General features: G+C 61.3%; 14 protein-coding genes. 10 read left to right on the top strand and 4 right to left on the bottom strand.

Features of this window, described 5'->3' with window-relative positions:
* Positions 1-22: 22 nt before the first annotated feature.
* Positions 23-1,516, top strand: a complete 1,494-nt coding sequence (locus tag ACIO0C_RS09620) for a sensor histidine kinase (protein ID WP_401310824.1) — start codon at positions 23-25, stop codon at positions 1,514-1,516.
* A complete protein-coding gene (locus ACIO0C_RS09615; RefSeq protein ID WP_401310821.1) occupies positions 1,485-2,915 on the top strand; it encodes a sigma-54-dependent transcriptional regulator in 1,431 nt (476 codons plus the stop codon). Before ACIO0C_RS09620 ends, ACIO0C_RS09615 begins: the two co-directional genes overlap by 32 nt.
* 54 nt (positions 2,916-2,969) lie before the next feature.
* Here the strand turns inward: ACIO0C_RS09615 and ACIO0C_RS09610 are convergent, their stop codons facing one another.
* Entirely contained in the window at positions 2,970-3,350 is a 381-nt protein-coding gene (locus ACIO0C_RS09610; protein WP_401310818.1) for a hypothetical protein, read from the bottom strand.
* 178 nt (positions 3,351-3,528) lie between these two features.
* On the opposite strand from ACIO0C_RS09610, the gene ACIO0C_RS09605 reads away from it, so the two are divergent.
* Positions 3,529-4,335, top strand: coding sequence for a class I SAM-dependent methyltransferase (locus ACIO0C_RS09605; RefSeq protein ID WP_401310815.1), 807 nt, complete (start codon positions 3,529-3,531; stop codon positions 4,333-4,335).
* A 158-nt stretch (positions 4,336-4,493) separates the two neighbouring features.
* Here ACIO0C_RS09605 and ACIO0C_RS09600 read toward each other — a convergent pair whose 3' ends face one another.
* Together ACIO0C_RS09600 and ACIO0C_RS09595 are read right to left on the bottom strand one after the other, a co-directional pair.
* Positions 4,494-5,225: an anti-sigma factor domain-containing protein gene (locus tag ACIO0C_RS09600; protein ID WP_401310812.1), complete on the bottom strand. Its 732-nt coding sequence runs from the start codon at positions 5,223-5,225 to the stop codon at positions 4,494-4,496.
* Positions 5,222-5,788 (bottom strand): sigma-70 family RNA polymerase sigma factor, encoded by a 567-nt coding sequence (locus ACIO0C_RS09595; protein WP_401310810.1) that lies wholly within the window; start codon positions 5,786-5,788, stop codon positions 5,222-5,224. Before ACIO0C_RS09595 ends, ACIO0C_RS09600 begins: the two co-directional genes overlap by 4 nt.
* 228 nt (positions 5,789-6,016) lie before the next feature.
* On the opposite strand from ACIO0C_RS09595, the gene ACIO0C_RS09590 reads away from it, so the two are divergent.
* The 4 genes from ACIO0C_RS09590 (at position 6,017) to ACIO0C_RS09575 (ending at position 11,470) form a co-directional block, all read left to right on the top strand.
* On the top strand, positions 6,017-7,471 hold the full coding sequence (locus ACIO0C_RS09590; RefSeq protein WP_401310807.1) for a TrkH family potassium uptake protein: 1,455 nt from the start codon (positions 6,017-6,019) through the stop codon (positions 7,469-7,471).
* Positions 7,472-7,798: 327 nt separating this feature from the next.
* Entirely contained in the window at positions 7,799-9,091 is a 1,293-nt protein-coding gene (locus ACIO0C_RS09585; RefSeq protein ID WP_401310804.1) for an LssY C-terminal domain-containing protein, read from the top strand.
* Positions 9,088-10,332 carry an LssY C-terminal domain-containing protein gene (locus ACIO0C_RS09580; RefSeq protein ID WP_401310801.1) on the top strand — a complete coding sequence of 415 codons (1,245 nt, stop codon included), beginning with the start codon at positions 9,088-9,090 and terminating at the stop codon, positions 10,330-10,332. Before ACIO0C_RS09585 ends, ACIO0C_RS09580 begins: the two co-directional genes overlap by 4 nt.
* Positions 10,319-11,470 (top strand): hypothetical protein, encoded by a 1,152-nt coding sequence (locus tag ACIO0C_RS09575; protein ID WP_401310799.1) that lies wholly within the window; start codon positions 10,319-10,321, stop codon positions 11,468-11,470. Before ACIO0C_RS09580 ends, ACIO0C_RS09575 begins: the two co-directional genes overlap by 14 nt.
* Positions 11,471-11,501: 31 nt before the next feature.
* Here the strand turns inward: ACIO0C_RS09575 and ACIO0C_RS09570 are convergent, their stop codons facing one another.
* Positions 11,502-11,906: a hypothetical protein gene (locus ACIO0C_RS09570; protein WP_401310796.1), complete on the bottom strand. Its 405-nt coding sequence runs from the start codon at positions 11,904-11,906 to the stop codon at positions 11,502-11,504.
* A 213-nt stretch (positions 11,907-12,119) separates the two neighbouring features.
* Between ACIO0C_RS09570 and ACIO0C_RS09565 the strand changes: the two genes are divergently transcribed.
* The 3 genes from ACIO0C_RS09565 to ACIO0C_RS09555 are packed head-to-tail and all read left to right on the top strand — an operon-like array spanning position 12,120 to position 16,324.
* Positions 12,120-12,788, top strand: a complete 669-nt coding sequence (locus tag ACIO0C_RS09565) for an ABC transporter ATP-binding protein (RefSeq protein WP_401310793.1) — start codon at positions 12,120-12,122, stop codon at positions 12,786-12,788.
* Position 12,789: 1 nt separating this feature from the next.
* Positions 12,790-15,261, top strand: a complete 2,472-nt coding sequence (locus tag ACIO0C_RS09560) for an ABC transporter permease (RefSeq protein ID WP_401310791.1) — start codon at positions 12,790-12,792, stop codon at positions 15,259-15,261.
* Entirely contained in the window at positions 15,251-16,324 is a 1,074-nt protein-coding gene (locus ACIO0C_RS09555; RefSeq protein WP_401310788.1) for a lipocalin-like domain-containing protein, read from the top strand. Before ACIO0C_RS09560 ends, ACIO0C_RS09555 begins: the two co-directional genes overlap by 11 nt.
* Positions 16,325-16,329: the final 5 nt, after the last annotated feature.

The raw sequence follows: 16,329 nt of genomic DNA, 5'->3' as shown, positions 1-16,329 counted from the left end.
TTTCAAGCAATCAGGACCTCCCATGCAGAGACTGGAATCTCCAAAAGTATCTGCGCTGGATACGCCGGCAGCAGAGGGCAAGGATTGGCGGCCGCCATTCAACCTGGTGCGCTGGTTTTCCCTGGCGAGCTTTTTCATCATTGCCGGCGTGGCATTGGGGCTGGGCTACATTTCCACGCGTTTCGTGGTCGAGGAGAGCATCGAGCGCGACTCCATGCTGACCGCGCAATTCGTGCAAGCCATTGGCGCGGCCGAAATTCGCCACGCCGCGATTTCACCGAACCGGACCATGGGCGAAATGCTTGACCCACGCGCCGACGGGGCCTATCCCGACGTCGACCCAGGCGCCCGTGCCACGTCCCGTATCGAGTTTCTCGATCATGTCGAACACCTGCCGGACATCCTGCTGGCCACCGTGTACGCCCTGGACCGCACTGTGGTCTGGTCGACCAACCCCGAGCTGATCGGTGTGCGCATCGACAATGACCAGGAACTCGACGAGTCCTTCGAAATGAAGGAAGCAGTGTCCACCAGCTACCACGAGATCGACGAGGAGCGCCCCGAGCAACGGCTGCTGCATGAACCCCAATACCTGTTCGTCGAGAACTACATTCCAATGTTCAACGCCGACAAAAGCAAAGTGGTGGCCATGGTCGAGATCTACAAGGAGCCGACGGACCTGGTAGAGCGGATCCAGCGCGGGTTCAGGGCGATCTGGTTGACCACCCTGCTCGGCGGTGCGGTCATCTACCTGGGGTTGTTCTGGATCGTGCGCCGTGCGGCCCTGTTGTTGCAAAGCCAGCAGAAACAACTGGTGGCCAACGAAACCTTCGTCGCCTTGGGGGAAATGTCCTCGGCGGTCGCCCACAGCCTGCGCAATCCGCTGGCGAACATTCGTTCCAGCGCCGAACTGGCCCAGGAAATCGCCAACCAGACCGCGCAGAAGAACATCGGCGACATCATCAGCCAGGTCGATCGCATGTCGCGCTGGGTCCGTGAGTTGCTGGTGTCCTTGCGCCCGGTCAACGACGACTTTGAAACCGTCGACCTGGTGCTGGCCATCGACGACACCCTGAGCGCCTTCGCCCCGCAGATCCAGCGTTCGAACGTCGAGGTGCGCTTCACCCCCAGCAAGGTTGCACCGGTCGTCAGCCAACAGGTGTTGCTCACACAGATTCTCAATAGTCTGTTCGCCAACGCCCTGGAAGCCATGCCCAAGGGCGGCGTACTGAGTATCGATATTGAAACACCGGTAGCCGACCAGGTGCGCATGATCCTCAACGATACCGGCAAGGGCATGACCCCGCAGCAACAGCAAATGGTCTTCAAGCCGTTCTTCACCACCAAACAGGGGGGGTTGGGCGTGGGCCTGGCCCTGGTCAAAAGAATAATGGAGCGTTTCGAAGGCTCGGTCGAACTGACCAGCCAAGAGCAGGAAGGAACCCGCGTGTGTCTCAATTTCAAAGTGGCAACGGGAGGGGAATATGGAGCACAGCATACTGCTGGTCGAGGATGATGAGCTGCTCGCCGAGAATATCCAGACCTACCTGGAACGCAAGAACTTCGAAGTGACCGTCTGCCACTCGGCCGAAGACGCACTGTCGCAGTTGAGCACCTTCGTTCCGGATGTGGTGCTGACCGACAATTCGTTGCCGGGCATGAGTGGCCACGACCTGATCCAGAAGCTGCGCATCAGCGCGCCGGATCTGAAAGTGATCATGATGACCGGCTACGGCAATGTCGAAGACGCCGTGGTGGCGATGAAAGAGGGGGCGTTCCACTACGTGACTAAACCTGTGGCCTTGCCAGAGCTCAAGCTGCTGCTGGACAAGGCCCTGGCCACCGACCGGATGGAGCGCACGCTGTCGTTCTATCAGGAGCGTGAAGCGCAGAAGTCCGGGGTGCAGGCCTTGATCGGCGAATCGGCGCCGATGGTCTACCTCAAGGGCACCATCGCGCAGTTGCTCGACGCTGAGCGGCGCATGGCCAATACCGACCTGCCGCCGGTGCTGGTGGAAGGCGAGACCGGCACCGGCAAGGAACTGGTGGCGCGGGCGCTGCATTTCGACGGGCCGCGCAGCAAGGGACCGTTCATCGAATTCAACTGCGCCTCGATTCCTTCCAACCTGGTGGAGTCGGAGCTGTTCGGGCACGAGAAGGGCGCCTTCACCGATGCCAAGGACCGTCGCCTGGGGTTGGTGGAAGCGGCCGATGGCGGCACGCTGTTTCTCGATGAAATCGGCGAAATGGACCTGATACTGCAGGCAAAATTGCTGAAGCTGCTGGAGGACCGGACTATCCGCCGGGTCGGTTCGGTGAAGGAGCGCAAGGTCGACCTGCGGGTGATCAGCGCCACCAATTGCAACCTTGAGCAAATGGTCCAGCAGGGCAAGTTCCGCCGCGACCTGTTCTTCCGCCTGCGCATCATCTCGATCAAGGTGCCGCGCCTGTATGCCCGGGGCGAGGATATCCTGCTGCTGGCCCGGCACTTCCTGGCAACCCATGGCAAACGCTACGGCAAGCCGCACCTGCGTTTCAGCGAACAGGCCGAAGAGATGCTGCTCAACTACACTTGGCCGGGCAACGTGCGCGAACTGCGCAACATGCTTGAACAGACGGTGTTGCTGGCACAAAACGACACCATTGCCGCCCATCAGTTGAACGTCTGCCTGTGCCTGGTGGACGAGCCGGCGATGTTTACCCACGAGCTGCCGCCGATGGAACCCCGTGCGTCCTATAACGGCAACGAGTCAATGAACCTGCCGGAAGTGGAGCGCGACATGGTGCGCAAGATGCTCGACAAGACCGACTGGAACGTCACCAAGTCCGCACGGCTGTTGGGCCTGAGCCGCGACATGCTGCGTTACCGGATCGAGAAACTCGGCCTGGCGCGTCCGGACAAGCGCCAGTGGTAGAGAAACAGCTGCGAGCTTGAAGCTTCTTCAAGCTGCAAGTCAGGAGCGGCCTTGTCACAAGGCCGGGTTCTGGCCGCTGAGGCAGGCGAGCATGCACGTCGGGTCGATGACCTCCTGGTTCACATAGACGCCGTGTTCGGCGTCGTAGGTGCGAATGAATACGCGTACGGTGGTATCGGCCACCGTCGGCAAGCGGGAATCGGAAAACACGTGCTGGCTCGACACCGGGGTGAACGACTGGGGCGATGTCGGGATGTACGATCCCGGTGGCACCGTGCTCATGGTCTGAGGCACCGGATGGGCAAAGGGCTGGTCCGCGCCGTAGTAGTTGAATTCACTGCTGGACTCTTCGGTTTGCATCGCACTGTCGTCCGCCTGGGCGCTGCTGGCAGCCAGGCAGAGGGCAAGTAACAGCGTGGGTACGGTTGTGTTCATGGCAGCACCTGCGGCATCGGTTTTCGCGCGTTTCCCCAAGGTGATTAACTATAGCGTTCCCGTGGGCGAACGTCGGTGATGCGCGGTTTACAAAAAACCAACACCGCGGCGATGGTGACGTTTGCGGGCATGATCCAGACTCGGCCACTCGATTCAACAGCGAATGCCGGAGCGTGCAATGGAAATGCCGTCAAAAGAACAGGTCATCGCCAGCAACCGCGATGCCTGGAACGACTCTGCCCGTCACCACAAGGAGACCGCGCAATGGCAGGCGCACTTGAGCGCGGTGGCCCAGGCCGATTTTTCCTGTCTGGATGAAACCCTGGCCGGGGTACTGAACCAGGTCGGTATCGCCGCCAAGGACGTGCTGCAACTGGGCTGTAACAACGGCCGCGAAAGCCTGTCGCTGTTCGCCCTGGGGGCCCGCCATGTGGTGGGGGTCGACCAGTCCGCGGCGTTTCTCGAACAGGCACGGGAGCTGGCGTCACGCTCGCCCCATTCGCCCGAGTTCATCGAGGCCGACATTCACCTCCTGCCGCCGCCGTTGCACGGGCACTTCGACGTGGCGCTGGTCACCATCGGCGTGTTGAACTGGATGCCGGACATCGGCGAGTTCTTTCGCCATGCGGCGCAGACACTCAAGCCCGGTGGCGCGCTGGTGCTCTACGAAACCCACCCTTTCCTGGAAATGTTCGACCCCGAGGCCGCCGATCCCTACCGCCTGGCCAGCTCGTACTTTCGCCGAGAACCTTTTGTCCAGAACCAGCCGATTGTGTACGAAGGCAAAGTCGAGCAACAGGCCGCCCCGTCCTACTGGTTCGTCCACACCCTGGGCGCGATCTTCAGCGGCGCCATTGAAGCGGGGCTGCAGATCAGCCATTTCAGGGAGTACCCGCATTCCAACCGCGAGGAACTCTATGACCGCTACGAGTCGCAGGAGGCGCAGGTGCCGATGTGTTTCACCTGGGTGGCGGTAAAGCGTTGAACCGGGGGGCGCGGTGCATCTGCAGCACCGCGTCATGCGTTTCCGTTATCTGATGTCTTCCTTCGCCTGCAACTCACACACACACACACACAGATCCCCCGCCAAGCGCATTTGGATGAAAAGGCCGCCTCAGCGGCCTTGTCATCCAAAGCGCTCGCTCAGATCACTTTAACGGCCCGTCCAATGAATTGAATCGGTCCTGTGGGTTTGCCAGTCGGCGATCCATTGGGGTTTTCCAGCGTCAACTCAAAGAGTTGGTTGGGTTCCAGCGGCGGCAATTTATCCAGGGGGACAGAAAGCGTTTGCCCAGGTTTGACCAGTCCAAGGGATACCGGACCTTGCCAGCCATCCCCCTTGGTCCAGAACTCAAGTGCTTTGTCGATTGGGACTTGCGCGACCCCCAACGGGATCAGTTGGATTTCTCTTGGGCTGCTGGCCTGTATCACCCAGCCGGGCGCCTGGTTCTGGGGAGCCACCAGAACGACCAGGTAGGTGGTCGGATTCACCGCAGCTGTTTGTGTCAGTAACATTGTTCCGAGCAACAACGCTGCGGCCAGACCTGTCCCCGCCAGCCCACGCCACAGCGGCAGAAGGTTCCACCATGAGATTGGCTGCGCGGTGGCCGTCACTCGTGGTGCTCGCCGGTCAATGCCGTTCAAGCTGCGCTCGATACGCCCCCAGAGTAATGCCGTAGGTGTTTGCGGTTCAGCCAGTTCGGTCAACGCAAGCAAACGTTGTTCCCAGGCATCCACAGCCGCTCGCAAATCGGCATCCTGGGCAAGACGCTTTTGTACTTCGCTACGATGCTCTGCCGACAACGTGCCTAGCACATACTCACTCGCCAGTTCTTCAATGTTGTCGGGGCTGTCATCCTGTGGACTTATGGTCATCCCATGCACTCGCGCAATGCCAGCAGGCTGCGTTTGATCCAGGCTTTGACGGTCCCCAGTGGTGCGCCCAGTTTCTGTGAAATTTCTGAATGCGAATAGCCGTCGACATACGCATGAAGGATGCAGTTGCGACGCGCCGGCTCCAGTTGCTCGAGGCACGCATAAATACGCCCTGAACGGGCTCGATAATCGAAGGCATCCACATTCTCTGGCGATGCCTCCATGGACGCTGAAGCTTGCAGTGCTGTTTCCCGTTGCTCACTCACTTGTAGCTCCCTGGCGCTATCACGCATGAAGTTGAGCGCCAGATGCCGCGTTACGCTGAAAATCCAGCCACGCGCAGTGCCTCTCGCCGGATCGAAACTGGCGGCACGGGTCCAAATCCTGATAAAGGCATCGTGTACGATGTCTTCGGCCAGGGCGTTATCACGAGCGATGCGCTTGGCAACACCCAAAAGACGAGCACTTTCCTGCTCATACAAGTCCCGCAGTGCCTGCTGCTCGCCTCGGGCGCAAGCAATCAGGCAGGCTTCATAGTCAAAAAAGGGCTCAGGCAAGGACAAGGTTTTCAGCCATCAGCAGGTGGTAAATACCCCAGCCATAGGGCTGGGGTTGCATCGAAGCAGAGTAGACGACTTGTGCACCGACCACCTGGTGGATCGTTGGCTTAATTGGCCACTCAGTCTGGCCAACGGCGTTGGCCTTGTCGCGTAGAAGTTTTACGCAAAATTTACGGGGCTCTCAGGTTGGGTATCCGATACTGCGCGGTGAAAATTTGGAACGCTACTGTTATGTCCCTCGCAGCAATTCGGCTTATCGGCTTCATCCTGGGCATTTTTCTGATCACGCTGGCCGTAAGCATGGCTTTTCCCATGATCACACTGGTGGCCTATGAGCGTAGTGACGATCTGTCGGCGTTTCTTTGGTCGAGTTTGATAACCTTCATTTGTGGCCTCCTGTTGATCGTGCGGGGGCGCCCGGATACTGGCCAGCTTCGTCCCAGGGACATGTACCTGCTGACGACCGCAAGCTGGGTAGTTGTATGCACCTTCGCAGCGTTGCCAATGGTGTTCATCAGCGATATCAGCTACACCGACGCATTCTTTGAAACGATGTCTGGCATCACAACCACTGGCTCGACTGTACTCACCGGTTTGGATAGCTCCTCTCCCGGCTTGTTGATATGGCGCTCCATGCTGCATTGGTTGGGAGGTATCGGTTTTATCGGCATGGCAGTGGCGATCCTTCCACTGTTGCGAGTCGGCGGCATGCGTCTGTTCCAGACAGAGTCCTCAGATTGGTCGGAGAAAGTGACACCGCGTTCCCATGTGGCAGCCAAGTACATTCTTCTGCTCTATCTGGGGCTTACTGGCATCGGCGCTCTGGCGCTCTGGCTCGCTGGAATGACGCCTTTTGAAGCGGTCAACCACGCAATGTCGTTGATCTCTACCGGGGGGTTCTCAACTTCGGACGCTTCACTTGGGCATTGGACGCAACCAGCGATTCACTGGGTGGCGGTGGCCATCATGATTCTGGGCAGCCTGCCCTTTACCTTGTACGTTGCGACATTGCGGGGCAATCGGCGTGCGCTGATCAAGGACCACCAGGTACGCGGATTCATAGGATTCTTGCTCGTCACATCACTGGCTGTGGGGACCTGGCTTTGTTTTCACAGCGATTACGGATGGTGGGATGCGTTTCGTATCGTGGCAGTCAATGTGACCTCGGTCGTCACGACCACCGGAATTGCGGTTGGCGACTACACGTTATGGGGCAGCTTCGCTGTCTTGCTCTTTTTCTATCTGACCTTTGTCGGTGGATGTTCAGGCTCAACTGCAGGCGGCCTCAAAATCTTCCGTTTTCAGGTTGCTGCCGCCCTACTGGTCAGTAGTTTGAAGCAGTTGATCCATCCTCGAGCCGTGATTCAGAAGAAGTACAATGGTCATCCCATCGACGAGGAGATCTTGCGCTCGCTATTGACCTTCTCGTTTTTCTTCACCATCACTATTGCTGCCATCGCCTTGGGCCTGGCTCTCATTGGACTTGACTGGACAACAGCATTGAGCGGCGCCGCTACTGCGGTGTGTAACGTCGGGCCAGGGCTTGGCACGATCATTGGGCCGGCCGGTAATTTCTCAACATTACCGGATGCCGCCAAATGGCTACTGACCGTGGGAATGCTTCTAGGTCGATTGGAAATCCTGACTGTGTTGGTACTCGTAACTCCAGTTTTCTGGAGATATTGACCCACCATGTCGGGGTTTGAGCCTGAAAGGCACTCGACGGTGAACTCAATCAGTCCACCGTCTGCTACGCGTCATGTGTATGAGGGCCGATCGGCCGTTTCTGTGGTTCAGTTTCATTGCCCGTATCACCTGCAGAGGTCGAAGCGGCCTGCTATCGATAGTTCGACTATTCTGCCATGGCGGCGTTACTCACACCCAAAAGCCTGCGGGATTTGCGGGGCAGTTCATGATGAAAAGCTGCGATGTAGAAGCTAATGTTCGTGGTAGCCACGGATTACGTAGGCAGGCCAGCGAAGATGGGTAAAGCTCAGTCGATGAGGTTACGCGATGCATCGCATGGTGAGACAGGTTCTCGCAGCAACAGCCATCGTAGCCGCGCTCGCCGGCTGTGCTTCCCAGCCTGCGCCAACGACGAGCCTTGACTACAAGAGCCGCGCCGTGACACGCAGCGATGGCGGCTTGCGCGTGTCGACCGCCGTACTGTCGGCCGCCGAAAGCGAGGCGGTCTACGGCGTGCCGCTGGCGGATAAATCGATACAGCCAGTCTGGATCGAAGTCACAAATCGCGAAGACCGCGCCTACTATCTGCTTTCGCCGGGCCTCGATCCCAATTTCTTCCCTGCATCCGAGGCGGCCGAAGCATTTTTCTCAGGGGGCACGCAGGACGAGTGGACGGCGCTCGACCGGCACTTTCGTCGGCTGGCCTTGCGCAACCCAATCGCACCTGGCGCGACGACCTCGGGCTTCGTGTTGACCAATCTCGACGAGGGATTCAAGTTCGTTAACCTTGATCTGGTGGCAGACGGGCGGTCCAGGCACTTCTCTGTCCTGGCCATCGTGCCGGGCCTGCGCACCGATTACCACATCAGCGAAGTGTTCAGGAAGGGCATCTATGCGCCCCAGGACATTGTCAACTACACCGATGACGCCAGTTTCCAGGCGGCGCTGGAGGCGCTGCCGTGTTGCGTCACCAACGAGGAGGGTTCCAGGAACGGCGATCCGCTGAACCTGGTGGTTGTCGGCGGGCTCGATGATGCCTTCCCCGCCTTCGCACGTCGCGGCTGGCGTGGAACCGAGGAGAAGTGGTCGGGGTCGATCATGAAAGTGGTTAACTCGGCGCTTTCCGGTGAGCGTTATCCCTATGCGCCGGTGAGCGATCTCTATCTGTTCGGGCGAGCTCAGGACCTTGCCTTGCAAAAGGCGCGTGACAACGTCCACCAGCGCAATCACCTGAGGCTATGGCTCAGTCCCATGCAGTATCACGGCAAGCAGGTGTGGGTCGGACAGATCAGCCGTGATATCGGCAGCCGGTTGACCGTGCATACCGCGACGCTGACGACGCACAAGATCGACCCTGACGTCGACGAAGCGCGCAGTGCGCTGACACAGGATATGGCGTATTCGGTGACGCTGGCCAAATTCGGCTTTGTGAAGGGTGTGGGGGCTGCGCCCCAGAGCGCGCCGCGGGAGAACCTGACGACCGATCCTTACTATACGGATGGCCTGCGCTGTGTCCTGGTATTCGATCCTACGCACACCTCCCTGGCGCAAATCGAATTCTTTCTATCACAGGGCATCTACGAGAATGGCGGGCAATTACCGAGGCGGGTCAAGCCATGAGCCGATGGGCAATGCGCTGCTTGCACATCCTGGGTTGTGCAGCGACTCTTGCGCTCGCCGTTGCCTGTTCGACCTGGCAGGCGCCTGCCGACTTCAGTACCGCCGGATTGCGTGAACGTGCGCAGACGGCCACCAGCCACGAGATACGCGTCAGCGCCGCCGTGCTCAGTGCCGAAGACAGGCGGCGCATGCTGGGGGTAGAGCTGGACAAGACGCGTGTGCAGCCGGTGTGGGTCGAAGTCCAGAACCAGACGGCCGAACCGCTCTTGTTGCTGCGGCCGGGAACCGATCCCGATTACTTCTCGCCACTCGAAGTCGCCTGGTCCATGCACGGGATATTCGCCCCGGCAGCGAACGCGCGCATCAACGACCACCTGGACCAGCTGGGCTTCAAGAATCCCGTCCTGCCAGGCGAAACGAAAGCGGGCTTGCTGTTCATCAACCCGGAGCGCGCTACGCGGTTGCTCAATATCGATCTGCTGCAGAGAAAGACGCTGGTCCCGTTCTCCCTCTTCTTGCGGGTGCCGGACGATGCCGGGGAAAAATGGTTTGCCGAAGGCTTGTTCCAGCATCACGGTTCCGAGATCAAGGACTATGACGATCTGGCCGCGTTGCGTTCCGCTTTGGAGCGCCTTCCCTGCTGCGCCGCTGACGCGAACGGCAGGGCGAACGGTGATCCGTTCAATGCGATTCTCGTCGGCGAGTTCGCCGATATCGCCACCGCATTTGTGCGTCGTGGCTACCGACGTTCCACGCACCCCGCGGATGCGGCCGAACGTGCATTCGGCCGCATGCCCGATGCCGTGGTTCGCAAGCAATCGCAAGCCGGAGCGCCGGCGACCTGGGTGCGTGTGTGGATCACGCCTCTGCGCTTCGACGGTCACTCCGTTTATCTCGCGCAGGTCGCAAGACCGACCGGCGGACGCTTTGCACCGCGCGAGGCGCAAGACCTCGTCTTGCATGAGGACGTCGATGAGGCGAGGAATTTGCTGATCCAGGACATGATGTATTCAGCCGGTCTGGACAAGCTCGGGTTCGTCACCGGCGCCGGTGCTGCGGCCCAGGCACAACCGCGAACGACGTTCAGCGGCGCCCATTACTTCAGCGACGGTCTGCGTGCGGTCATGTTCTTTGCGACGCGGCCGCTCAGCCTGTCGCAGGTGCAGATGCTCGATTGGGAACCGTATCTGGACTGGCGCGAATCGCCTGCACGCAAGGAGGTCGACGATGCCCGCAAGTGACCTGTTCGGCAGGCCGGATGACTCGGCTGGCCGTTTGTGCGGTGCCTACCCATTGTTGCGCAGCGCGGGCATGGCATGGCTGGTGATCGCTGGCTGCCATGCGCTCACCGCCTGCACACCCGCGCCGCTGATTGCCTACTCGCCGGACACACCGCCGCTGGTGCTGGTCCCTGCGTCGCAGGCCGGCGTGAAGGACCAGCGGGGGCGCTTTCGCGAGATTTTCTGCTCGATCCTCGACACGCGAGCAAGCGTCCTGCCCGATAGCCGCCCTTGCGAGGAGGCACTGACACGCGTCGGTAGCGAACCTGTTGGCACTGGAAAACCCGTCGATCTCGGTCAATCGAAACGCCGTCTGATCGGCGCTGTGGTGGCCGGCGTCGGCTACGAATGCTTCGAGCAATGGCTGCAAGCGCCCGGCAGCGTAGCGATTCATCTGCGTCAGTTCGGATATGACCTGGTGCAGATGAAGGTCGACGCCTTATCGAGTTCCGCAAAGAACGCTCGGCAAATACGCGACGCGATCATGGCGATGCCAGCCGAAGCCGGACCGCCGCGCCTCGTCCTGATCGGCTATTCGAAGGGCGCGCCTGACATTCTCGAAGCGATGGTGAATTACCCGGAAATCCGCGGCCGCGTGGCGGCAGTGATCAGCGCAGCCGGCTCGGTCGGCGGCTCGGCGCTGGCCAACGATGCCGAGCAGTACCAGGCGGACCTGTTGCGGCACTTTCCCGGTGCGACCTGCGATTCGGGCGACGGTGGGGCGATCGACAGCCTGCGACCCGCAACGCGCAAGAACTGGCTGGCGCAGAACCGGCTGCCGTCCGATGTGAACTTCTATTCGCTCGTTACCTTCCCGCAACCGGACCACATCTCGGCCGTGCTGACATCGAGTTACAACAAGCTGGCGCGCATCGATGCCCGCAACGACAGCCAAGTGATCTTCTACGATCAGATTGTGCCTGGCAGCAGCCTGATGGGCTTTATCAACGCCGATCATTGGGCACTGGCAGTACCGATCGCCCGAACGCATTCGACCCTCGCTTCACTCTTGGTGACACAGAATGCCTATCCGCGCGAGGCGCTGGCGGAGGCGATGCTGCGCTTTGTCGAAGAGGATCTGGCGGCATCTGCGCGCTGACCCGCCCTGTCACGCGTCGGCGCTTTACACCTTAAAATAGCCGGGTGATTTCATTCAAGATCCGATCCTGGGTTTGAGTACTTGGCCTTTGGCGATAGGCCACTGCAAAAAATGCGACGCCTTCGTAGTCGCAGCGAATCGAAAAAGTCATGCCTTCACGCAGCCCATAGACTGATCGATCTCCTGCTTCAACAAAATACCTCGCTTTTGCAAGAGCCGCCCTGGCGTGCTCCAGACAGCCCTTTTGGCTCAGTGAGTGTTGCAGCCAACTGGTCGTGACTCGCACCGACGAAGTCTCGCTGTCATCGATAGGGGGGCGAGTAATTTCTTTAGGTGCCTTATAGTTCACGTCGCTGCTGCAAGCGGTCAGCCCCACTGTAATAACACCCAGTAAGAAGCCATAACGAACGATTGAATGCTTCAGTGGATTTAGCATCGTGGGGGCGTACCTGTGACGATCTGCAATGAATGAAGTGGCTACTAACGTAATAGCGGATTTCTGATCTATTGCTACCTGTGTTCAGTAATTGCGACGAGAAGCGTCGTGCGGTTTCGCATTCGAAAGGGCCGCGCAGGGCCTCAATCGGCAACGGACAAAAACCACTGCGGACCGCTATCCTTGGCCCACGCTCATCGAACGGGTGCTCCCATGCTGGAAGTCCAGGGTGTCTTCAAAAGCTACGCCACGCCGCAAGGGCCATTGCCGGTGTTGCAGGGTGTCGACCTGACCCTCAAACCCGGCAGCAGCCTGGCGCTGATGGGCGAGTCGGGCAGTGGCAAGAGCACCTTGCTGCACCTGATCGCCGGGCTGGACAAGGTCGATCGCGGCAGCATTCGCAGCGGTGAGCACCGGTTGGAGCAGATGAACGAAGGGCAACTGGCGAGCTGGCGCCGCAGCGAAATCGGCCTGGTGTTCCAGCAGTTCAACCTGATCGGCAGCTTGCGGGTGGAGGACAACCTGGCGTTTCAGGCGCGCCTTGCCGGCCGCCATGATCCGCGCTGGCAGGCGCATCTGGTGCAGCGCCTGGGCTTGGGCGATTTGCTGCGGCGTTATCCCGAACAACTCTCCGGCGGCCAGCAGCAACGGGTCGCCTTGGGCCGGGCCCTGGCCTCGCAACCCAAGTTGCTGTTGGCCGACGAGCCCACCGGCAGCCTCGATGAAGGCACCAGCGACGAAGTGCTGAAGTTGCTGCTGGAGTTGCTCGACGACAGTCCGACGACCCTGCTGATGGTCACCCACAGTCCCGGCGTGGCGGCGCGAATGGCTGAAAAGGTGGTGCTGCACGGCGGTCGGCTGGCGGCTGTGGACGAGCGCTGAGATGCGCATTTTTCGCCAGGCCCTGCACGCGCTGCTCAGTCATTGGCGACAGCACCCGGTGCAGTTTTTCAGCGTGCTGACCGGGCTGTGGCTGGCCACCAGCCTGCTGACCGGGGTGCAGGCGCTGAACAGCCAGGCGCGGGACAGCTATGCCAGGGCCAGTCAGCTGATTGGCGGCGAACCCCAGGCCAGCCTGAGTGCGCCCGCTGGCGGGACTTTTGCGCAGCAGTTGTTTGTCGACCTGCGCCGCGCCGGTTGGCCGGTGTCGCCGGTACTGCAGGGTCGGCTGACGCTCAAGGGCCATGAAGATCAGCGCCTGCAACTGATGGGCATCGAGCCCGTGTCGCTGCCGGCCGGGGCCGAGGTGGCGGGGCAGGCATTGGCCATCGAGCAGGTGGTCGAATTTTTCACCGCACCGGGCAGCACCTGGATTGCACCGCAGACCTTGCAGGGACTGGGGCTGAAGGAGGGCGAGCGGCCATTGGCCTTGAACGGCCACGCCTTGCCGCCGCTGCACGCTCAAGCGGACATGGCGCCGGGCGTGTTGCTGGTGGACATCGGGTTTGCCCAGCAGATCCTCGGTTTGCCGGATCAGTTATCACGCCTGCTGCTGCCCAGGGATTTCACCGCGACGCTGCCCGATTCGTTCAAGGGACAACTTCAGCTCAAGAGCAGCGGCGAAGAAAACAATCTGGCGCGCCTGACCGAGAGCTTTCACCTGAACCTGGACGCCCTCGGGTTTCTCTCGTTCGTGGTCGGCCTGTTCATCGTGCACGCCGCGATAGGACTGGCGCTGGAACAGCGTCGCGGTTTGCTGCGGACCCTGCGCGCCTGCGGGGTCAGCGCGCGGATGCTGATTTTTTGCCTGGCCGTCGAGCTGGGTGGCCTGGCGCTGATCGGCGGCGTGGCCGGCGTCGTCAGCGGTTACCTGCTGGCCAGCGTGCTGCTGCCGGATGTCGCCGCCAGCCTGCGCGGCTTGTACGGGGCCGAAGTGGCGGGGCAGTTGAACCTGAGCCCGCTGTGGTGGTTCAGCGGCGTCGGTCTGAGCCTGTTCGGCGCCGCGCTCGCCGGGGCCAACAGCTTGTGGCGTGCGGCGCGCTTGCCATTGCTGGCCCTGGCCGATCCGCAGGCCTGGCATCAGGCCCATGGGCGCTGGTTGCGCCGCCAGGGTTGGATCGCGGCGCTGGCCTCGGCCATTGCGTTGCTGGCCTTGCTGCGCGGTGACAGCCTGGCCAGTGGTTTTGTGCTCATGGCCGCGTTATTGCTGGGCGCCGCGTTGGCGTTGCCGGTGGTGCTCAATGCCGTGCTCAATGGGCTGACTACCCGCACTTCATCGGTGCTCGGCCAGTGGTTCGTCGCCGATTGCCGCCAGCAACTGCCGGCCTTGAGCCTGGCGTTGATGGCGCTGCTGCTGGCCCTGGCGGCCAACATCGGTGCCGGCAGCATGACCGCCGGTTTCCGCCAGACCTTCAGCAACTGGCTCGAACAACGGCTGACCGCCGAGCTCTACCTCAATCCACAAAACCCGGCCCAGGCTCGGGAGATGCATGACTGGCTCAAGCAACAGCCGCAGCCCACGGCGGTGTTGCCCAACTGGCAGGTCTCGATTCAACTGCAAGGCTGGCCCGCGGATTTGTCTGGCGTGATCGATCACCCGACCTATCGCCAGCACTGGCCGTTGCTGGAAGCCCTGGATGACAAGCCATGGGATCGCCTGGCCGCGGACGATGCGCTGATGCTCAGCGAGCAACTGGCGCGGCGCCTGAAGGTGAAGCTCGGCGATCACCTGACGATTGCCACGCCCAACGGTCCCTGGTCGCCGCGTATCGTCGGCATCTACGCCGACTACGGCAATCCCAAGGGCCACCTGCTGGTCAACGTCGAGCACTTGCTGCGCGGCTGGCCGCAACTGACGCCGAACCGCTTCAACCTGCGCATCGAGCCGGCCTTGATCACGCCGTTCGTGACCGCGCTGCAGGCGCGCTTCGCCCTGGAGGACAGCCGCATCGTCGATCAGGCCCGGCTCAAGGGCTGGTCGACGCAGGTGTTCGAGCGCACCTTCGCCGCCACCGCCGCGCTCAATAGCCTGACCCTTTGCGTGGCCGGCGTGGCGCTGTTCATCAGCCTGCTGACGCAAAGCCAGAGCCGTCTCGGGCAACTGGCGCCGCTGTGGGCGCTGGGCGTGACGCGCCGGCAACTGATGCTGCTCAACCTCGGGCAGACCTGGCTGCTGGCGCTGCTGACCCTGGTGCTGGCGTTGCCCTTGGGCATCGCGCTGGCCTGGTGCCTGGACGCGGTGATCAACGTCCAGGCATTCGGCTGGCGCCTGCCGCTGCAGGTGTTTCCCCTGCAATTGCTGCAGTTGATGGGGCTGGCATTGTTGGCGACTTTGCTGGCATCGGCGTGGCCGCTGTATTCGCTGTATCGCACGCAACCGGCGGACCTGCTGAGGACCTTTGCCCATGAGGATTAAGCTCGGGCTGTGCCTGGTAGCAGCGTTGCTCGCCGGTTGCGACCAGCCGGCACCGGAGGAAAAAGGTTTCGCCGGCCTTGGCAATCAAGCGGCCGCGTTTACCCAGGTGGTGCCCGGCCGGGTGTTCAGCTTCCCGGCGGATCACGGCCCGCACGAGGGTTTTCGCATCGAATGGTGGTACGTCACCGCCAACCTCAAGGATGCGCAGGGCCGCGAGTTCGGTGTGCAGTGGACGCTGTTTCGCAGTGCCTTGAAAGCCACGCCCGAGGTGGCCGGCTGGAGCAACCAGACGTTATGGCTGGGCCACGCGGCGGTGACCTCGGCCACTGTGCATCACGCCGCCGAGCGTTATGCCCGCGGCGGCGTGGAGCAGGCCGGGGTGAGCCTGACGCCGTTCAATGCGTGGATCGACGACTGGCATTTCAGCAGCCAGGCAACGGGTGCCGATCCCTTGGCCGATCTGCAACTCAGCGCCCGCGACAAGGGCTTCAGCTATCAACTGCGCCTGACCGCGAACCGACCGCTGGTGCTGCAGGGCGACAAGGGGTTCAGTCAGAAGTCCGAACAGGGCCAGGCGTCCTATTACTACAGCCAGCCGTTTTTCCAGGCCAGCGGCACCCTGGAGATCGACGGCCAGCGTTTTCAGGTCAGCGGCCCCGCGTGGCTCGACCGGGAGTGGAGCAGCCAGCCCCTGACCGCCGAGCAGAGCGGTTGGGACTGGTTTTCCCTGCACCTGGACGGCGGCGAGCAGGTGATGCTCTATCGCATGCGGCAAAAAAACGGCGAACCCTACCTGACCGGCACCTGGATCGACGCCCAGGGCCAGCCGCAACGGCTCGATGCCGACGCCATCCGCCTCACCCCGCAGGACACCGCCAAGGTGGCCGGGCGCTCGATGCCCGTGCGCTGGTCGATCCAGATCCCCGGCAAACACCTCGATATCGTCATCAGCGCCCTCAACCCCAATGCCTGGATGAATCTGCGCATCCCCTACTGGGAAGGGCCAGTGCACCTGAGCGGCAGCCACGGCGGCCAGGGCTACCTGGAAATGACCGGCTATTAGCATTT

It is taken from the genome of Pseudomonas sp. NPDC087336 (assembly GCF_044744285.1).
Taxonomy (GTDB): domain Bacteria; phylum Pseudomonadota; class Gammaproteobacteria; order Pseudomonadales; family Pseudomonadaceae; genus Aquipseudomonas.
This window is presented reverse-complemented; position numbering and strand designations above follow the sequence as displayed.

Bases quoted from the DNA above. Each gene is read 5' to 3' on its own strand.
- ACIO0C_RS09620 (WP_401310824.1), top strand. From the start codon at position 23: ATGCAGAGACTGGAATCTCCAAAAGTATCTGCGCTGGATACGCCGGCA.
- ACIO0C_RS09615 (WP_401310821.1), top strand. From the start codon at position 1,485: ATGGAGCACAGCATACTGCTGGTCGAGGATGATGAGCTGCTCGCCGAG.
- ACIO0C_RS09610 (WP_401310818.1), bottom strand. From the start codon at position 3,350: ATGAACACAACCGTACCCACGCTGTTACTTGCCCTCTGCCTGGCTGCC.
- ACIO0C_RS09605 (WP_401310815.1), top strand. From the start codon at position 3,529: ATGGAAATGCCGTCAAAAGAACAGGTCATCGCCAGCAACCGCGATGCC.
- ACIO0C_RS09600 (WP_401310812.1), bottom strand. From the start codon at position 5,225: ATGACCATAAGTCCACAGGATGACAGCCCCGACAACATTGAAGAACTG.
- ACIO0C_RS09590 (WP_401310807.1), top strand. From the start codon at position 6,017: ATGTCCCTCGCAGCAATTCGGCTTATCGGCTTCATCCTGGGCATTTTT.
- ACIO0C_RS09585 (WP_401310804.1), top strand. From the start codon at position 7,799: ATGCATCGCATGGTGAGACAGGTTCTCGCAGCAACAGCCATCGTAGCC.
- ACIO0C_RS09580 (WP_401310801.1), top strand. From the start codon at position 9,088: ATGAGCCGATGGGCAATGCGCTGCTTGCACATCCTGGGTTGTGCAGCG.
- ACIO0C_RS09575 (WP_401310799.1), top strand. From the start codon at position 10,319: ATGCCCGCAAGTGACCTGTTCGGCAGGCCGGATGACTCGGCTGGCCGT.
- ACIO0C_RS09570 (WP_401310796.1), bottom strand. From the start codon at position 11,906: ATGCTAAATCCACTGAAGCATTCAATCGTTCGTTATGGCTTCTTACTG.
- ACIO0C_RS09565 (WP_401310793.1), top strand. From the start codon at position 12,120: ATGCTGGAAGTCCAGGGTGTCTTCAAAAGCTACGCCACGCCGCAAGGG.
- ACIO0C_RS09560 (WP_401310791.1), top strand. From the start codon at position 12,790: ATGCGCATTTTTCGCCAGGCCCTGCACGCGCTGCTCAGTCATTGGCGA.
- ACIO0C_RS09555 (WP_401310788.1), top strand. From the start codon at position 15,251: ATGAGGATTAAGCTCGGGCTGTGCCTGGTAGCAGCGTTGCTCGCCGGT.